General features: G+C 32.5%; 6 protein-coding genes and 1 pseudogene. 3 read left to right on the forward strand and 4 right to left on the reverse strand.

Features of this window, described 5'->3' with window-relative positions:
- The 4 genes from BOW55_RS21100 to BOW55_RS20315 all read right to left on the reverse strand — a co-directional run.
- Positions 1–255: hypothetical protein (locus tag BOW55_RS21100; protein WP_206733636.1), on the reverse strand; the 255-nt coding region annotated here is incomplete at its 3' end.
- 100 nt (positions 256–355) lie between these two features.
- Positions 356–2152 carry a translation elongation factor 4 gene (gene lepA / locus BOW55_RS20305; RefSeq protein ID WP_129026244.1) on the reverse strand — a complete coding sequence of 599 codons (1797 nt, stop codon included), beginning with the start codon at positions 2150–2152 and terminating at the stop codon, positions 356–358.
- Between the two features lie 163 nt (positions 2153–2315).
- Positions 2316–3032: an NUDIX domain-containing protein gene (locus tag BOW55_RS20310; RefSeq protein ID WP_129026246.1), complete on the reverse strand. Its 717-nt coding sequence runs from the start codon at positions 3030–3032 to the stop codon at positions 2316–2318.
- A 140-nt stretch (positions 3033–3172) separates the two neighbouring features.
- Entirely contained in the window at positions 3173–3718 is a 546-nt protein-coding gene (locus BOW55_RS20315) for a CvpA family protein (RefSeq protein ID WP_129026248.1), read from the reverse strand.
- A gap of 263 nt (positions 3719–3981) precedes the next feature.
- On the opposite strand from BOW55_RS20315, the gene BOW55_RS20320 reads away from it, so the two are divergent.
- From BOW55_RS20320 to BOW55_RS20330, 3 genes and pseudogenes are all read left to right on the forward strand, one after another.
- Entirely contained in the window at positions 3982–4338 is a 357-nt protein-coding gene (locus BOW55_RS20320) for a hypothetical protein (RefSeq protein WP_089057145.1), read from the forward strand.
- A 146-nt stretch (positions 4339–4484) separates the two neighbouring features.
- Positions 4485–5504, forward strand: coding sequence for a phenylalanine--tRNA ligase subunit alpha (locus BOW55_RS20325; RefSeq protein ID WP_089053332.1), 1020 nt, complete (start codon positions 4485–4487; stop codon positions 5502–5504).
- Between the two features lie 94 nt (positions 5505–5598).
- A pseudogene (locus BOW55_RS20330) lies at positions 5599–6007 on the forward strand (hypothetical protein).
- Positions 6008–6076: the final 69 nt, after the last annotated feature.

A 6076-nucleotide genomic window follows, 5' to 3' on the forward strand; every position in this document is an offset into this window, starting at 1 on the left:
AAAATCACTTTCGAAAAGTATATTGCATTCAAAAAGACATTCTTCAAATCTAAATAGATGTAAGCATTCTTTTTTATACTTGTAAAATCGAATTTGTTTTCCTTTAAACTCTAAGGTTGAAAAAGTAATATATAAATTAACATTTTTTAAATCAATGTTTAGAGGAATATTAATTTCAACTACAAGATTTGAAATTTCAGTTACATCATCAGAATAAATTATTTTCTGAAATTCTTCACCACTTATTGTTCGCATAAATCCTTTTTATCAAAAATAAACAAAAAACCCAACAACTTTCGTCATTGGGTTTAATCTCTATTCTTGTCTCTTGATTCTTTTTTCTAAACTAAAAAATCTAATCATTCAATTTCAAAACAGCCATAAACGCTTCTTGTGGAATCTCAACGTTTCCTACTTGACGCATACGTTTTTTACCTTTTTTCTGTTTTTCAAGAAGTTTACGCTTACGCGAAATATCTCCACCGTAACATTTTGCGGTAACGTCTTTACGAAGTGCTTTAATGGTTTCACGAGCGATAATTTTAGCTCCAATTGCAGCCTGAATTGGAATATCAAACTGTTGTCTTGGAATCAGCTCACGTAATTTTTCGGTCATTTTCTTACCAATATTGTAAGCATTGTCTTCGTGAATTAAAGCAGAAAGAGCATCAACTGTTTGTGCATTTAAAAGTACATCCAGTTTTACCAATTTTGAAGTTCTCATTCCAATAGGAGAATAATCAAAAGAAGCATAACCTTTAGAAACTGTTTTTAAACGATCGTAAAAATCAAATACAATCTCAGCCAAAGGCATATCAAAATTCAATTCAACACGTTCTGTAGTTAAATACGTTTGATTGGTAATTACACCACGTTTCTCAATACATAAACTCATTACATTACCTACGAAATCAGATTTTGTAATAATAGTTGCTTTGATGTAGGGTTCTTCAACTCTGTCTAGTTTTGAAGGTTCCGGCAAGTCTGACGGATTGTTTACAATTAAAGCTTTTTCTGGTTCTTTTTTAGTATAAGCCAGATACGAAACGTTAGGAACAGTAGTAATTACAGTCATATCGAACTCACGCTCTAAACGTTCCTGAATAATTTCCATGTGAAGCATTCCTAAGAATCCGCAACGGAAACCAAATCCTAACGCTGCAGAACTTTCGGGAGTAAATACTAACGAAGCATCGTTTAGCTGTAATTTTTCCATAGAAGAACGTAAATCTTCGTAATCTTCAGTATCAACAGGATAAATTCCTGCAAATACCATTGGTTTTACGTCCTCAAAACCAGTAATCATATTTGTAGTAGGCACTTTTGCATCTGTAATAGTATCACCTACTTTTACTTCGCGTGCTTCTTTAATTCCTGAAATCAAATAACCAACATCTCCAGCAGAAACCACATTTTTAGGAACTTGATTTAATTTTAAAGTTCCAATTTCGTCCGCAAAATATTCATTGCCAGTAGCCATGAATTTAATTTTTTGTCCTTTTTTAATTTCACCATTTACAACTCTAAAAATAACTTCGATTCCACGAAATGGATTGTAAACCGAGTCAAAAATCAAAGCTTGTAAAGGTTCTTCAGGATTTCCTTTTGGAGCTGGAATTTTTTCGATAATTGCAGCTAAGATATTTTCAACACCAAAACCTGTTTTTCCAGAAGCATGAATAATATCTTCCAATTTACATCCCAGCAAATCGATAATATCATCGCTCACTTCTTCAGGATTTGCACTTGGTAAATCTACTTTGTTTAAAACCGGAATAATTTCTAAGTCATTTTCTAATGCTAAGTATAAATTAGAAATAGTTTGTGCTTGAATACTTTGCGCAGCATCAACAATTAAAAGTGCACCTTCGCAGGCAGCAATTGAACGTGAAACTTCGTATGAGAAATCAACGTGTCCAGGAGTGTCAATCAAATTCAAAATGTATTCTTCACCTTTGTAAGTGTATTCCATTTGAATAGCGTGACTTTTTATGGTAATACCACGTTCACGCTCCAGATCCATGTTGTCAAGCAATTGAGCTTTTTCTTCACGGGCTGTAACGGTTTGAGTAGCACCCAATAATCTATCTGCCAGTGTGCTTTTACCGTGGTCAATGTGTGCAATAATGCAAAAATTACGAATCTTCTTCATTGTAATATATAAGTTCTCTAATCGAGTTTAAGTATTTCTTTTAATGTAAATTGCGCTCTAACAATTGCTTTAGCGTATGTTACTAAGCCGCAAAGATAGCGCAAAGTTTTGGATTCTGGAATTCAGAAGCCCGATAGTTAAAAGCTAAGATTTAAAAAGTGCTTTAAAATTCAAAATTAAACCCTTTTTGAGTTAATTTCTTGTAGATTTCGTCATCAAACTTATAAAGTTTTGCAGCTCTATGCGAAACATCTTGTTCTTTTTCATCCAGTTCAAGCAGTAGTTTCATATGAAGAATTTTTCTTCTAAAATTTGATTTTTCTAATGCAACACCAAGAATTTCTTCGTAAAGATGCATCAACTGCAGTAAAGTAAATTTTTCAGGAAGAAGATTGAAACCAATAGGAGCATGGCGAACTCTGCTGCGAAGGTGCTGTAAACTGTAAGATAGGATTTCGTTATGATCGTAGATTAAATCAGGAATGTTGTTTATTTTGTACCATTTTGCATCAGATGCGGTGAAACCAACTTTAATATTATAATCTTCTCTTTTTACAAGAGCGTAATATCCTATAGTAATAACCCGCCGAAGCGGAAAACGATCTGGATCGCTAAACACTTTTAACTGTTCCAAATAGATGTTATCAAGACCTGTAAGTTCACTCAATAAACGTTGAGCAGCAGTATCAGTGCTTTCGTTTTTATTAATCCATCCGCCCGGAAGTCCCCATTTTCCTTTGCTGATTCCTTCAGCATGCTGCACTAAAAGCACTTCTAGACTTCCTTCTTCAAAACCAAACACAACACAGTCAATTGTAATTGCTTTCATTGCATTTTGTTCACTTTTTGGAACAGAGCAGGTTTCTACTTTTTTATTCATTTGCGAAGTAAATTTTTACAAATTAAATAAATAAAATGCATAACTCTTCTTGTTGATCATTTAATATTTTTAATAATTTAAAAATATGTAAATCAATGATTTAAAAAGAGAAAGAAAAGAAATTTAAAGCAGTAAGCAGATTACTGTGGTGATGTATTGCTGTTTTTTGAGGAATTCTCTGACTGATTGTCTTTAAAATTCTCGTACCATTTTTCGATTGAAGGATACACAAAAGCGGCCACTTTTTTTACCGGATTATAAAAAATAGAGTTATCCAGAGTTTCTTTTTTAGCGAAAGTATTATTGAAATTGATTTTTTCAAACAAGGTAATAAAAATACTTAAAATAAGAATTGATTTTAAAACCCTAAAAAAACCTCCGCCTAATTTATTTGCCCATCCTAAAAAAGCAAAATCAGCAATTCCCGTAAGGATTTTGGCTAAAAAATAAACACCAATTACAACTAAAACAAAAGTTAGTATAAAAGCTGTAATTTGAATTGTGCTTGGATTCCACGACACATGTTTGCTGATTATATCTTTCATTAAAGAAGAAAATTTAATCGCTAAATAAATTCCTAACAACAACGAAATAAAAGAGGCAACTTCTACAAAAAGCCCATTTTTAATGCCTTTGTATAAGCTAAAACCTAAAAGTGCACCAACAATAATATCAAAAAAACTCATGTTTTCTGTGGATTTAATAAAGGCGCAAATATAGATCTTTTTTTTAGGTTCAAAGGAGCAAAGCTTTAAAGGAGTAAAGTTTTTAATTTTCAAAATCCATAGACATTCTTGACATTTTGATCCCGTAAAACGGAAGTTTTCGTTTTTTGAGGTCTTTGGATTTGAAGTTCTTATCTTTGCAACTCTAATTTTAGAATTCAGATTGCAGATTTTAGATTTTTTAAATCAGCAATCTGGATCTAAGATCTAAAATCATAAATAAAATGTCAAGAGATACACAACTAAAAGAGCGCTGGGAAAAGCTCGTCGATATACTTTCAAATCAATTTTCGCAAGGCGAAGACTTAGACTTAGATGCAATTATTTATTTAATTGGGGTTCAGGAACTCGGAAAAGTTCATCGAGAGTTCAAGAAAGATGAAAAATTAAATTTGATGCACATTGCAATCTGCAGATTATTGGAGCCTTATGGGTTTTATGAATTTGATTTTTTCGATGGCGAAGGCTGGCCGCATTACAAAGTAAAAGAACAATTACCGGCTTTAAAAGCGGGTGAACAATCAGTTTTAATGAAAGAAGCAATCGTTAATTATTTTTTAGAAAGAGAAGTAATAGAATAGAAAATTTATCCCGATGCTTCGGGATTTGAATGTAGATTTTAGATTTTAGATTGAAATTATGATAGAAGTTTGGAAAATACTTCAAACATCTCACTCTTAACATCTCACTTTTTTACTAAATTTGTATTCTCAATTATTGAAGGAAAATGATAGACAAGATAAAAGAACATATAGAGGAAGCTAAAGCCTTTAATGACAAAAATAAAGAATCCTTAGAGCAATTCCGTATTAAATATTTAGGTAGTAAAGGATTATTGAAAGAACTTTTTACAGAGTTCAAGAACATTCCAAACGATCAGAAAAAAGATTTTGGACAGGTAATTAATACACTAAAAGCTGTTGCTGAAGAAAAAGTTCGCGTTATTCAGGAAGAACTGGAAAGCAAACAAGAAACAAAAGGAGTTTTTGGAGATTTAACACGTGCAGCAGAACCAGTAATTATTGGTTCTCGCCACCCGATTTCGATCGTTAAAAATCAGATTATTGATATTTTTGCTAATATTGGTTTCAACGTTTCTGAAGGTCCAGAAATAGAAGACGACTGGCATAATTTTACAGCATTGAACTTGCCAGAATATCATCCGGCGCGTGATATGCAGGATACGTTTTTTATCCAAACAAATCCTGATGTGTTGTTGCGTACGCATACATCATCTGTTCAGGTGCGTTATATGGAAAATCATAAACCGCCAATTCGTACAATTTCTCCAGGACGTGTATTCCGTAACGAAGCAATTTCATCTCGTTCGCACTGTATTTTTCATCAAGTAGAAGGATTGTATATTGATAAAGATGTTTCTTTTGCTGATTTGAAACAAACGTTACTTTATTTTACAAAAGAAATGTTCGGAAAATCTAAAATTCGTCTTCGTCCGTCATACTTTCCATTTACAGAACCAAGTGCTGAAATTGATATCTATTGGGGTTTAAAAACCGAAACGGATTATCGTATTACAAAAGGTACTGGATGGTTAGAAATTGGAGGTTGTGGAATGGTTGATCCTAACGTTTTGAAAAACTGTGATATAAATCCAGATGAATATAACGGTTTTGCATTTGGAATGGGAGTAGAGCGTATTGCGATGCTTTTATACCAAATTGGCGATATCCGTATGTTTTATGAAAACGATGTTCGTTTCTTAGAGCAATTCAAAGCAAATATATAATTCTAAGTCTAAAAGTCATAAAGTCGAAAGTCATAAAGTCATTACTTTGAGGTTTTCGACTTTATGACTTTCGACTTTTAAACTTTTGACTAAAATGAAAAAAGATATAATAATTCCGATAGTTGAAAACGTGTTTCTAGCGGCGGTTCAGGAATGGAGCGACGATTTTATGGAGAAAGTATGGTATGCTTATCTTGTAAATGACAGCGATTTTAATTTAGACAGCGTAATGGTGGTTTCAAAAGCATTTGGAACTATTGATGGAGAAATGAAAAAAACCTCAATTTTGCGTCATGCTTTTGTTGAAGTTCCAGCAGTTTCTGTAGTAAAAATTGAGATGATTGAGAAAAGTCTTCTGGTTATGAACAATGAATTTATGGTGACTTTTTTTCATCGGAAATACTTTGTACGATAAGAAATTTACTTTCAAATCTAATTTAATCAACGAAAATGATACTGAAGAAGTGCCAATTTTGTTTGTTGAAGGAATTATGGTGAAGTAGTTGTTCAGTGGTCAGTTTTTAGTGGCCAGTCATGGTATTCAGTTTAAAATTGAAATTAAGCGTTAAAAA

The sequence above is a fragment of the Flavobacterium sp. YO12 genome (genome assembly GCF_004119495.1).
Classification (GTDB): domain Bacteria; phylum Bacteroidota; class Bacteroidia; order Flavobacteriales; family Flavobacteriaceae; genus Flavobacterium.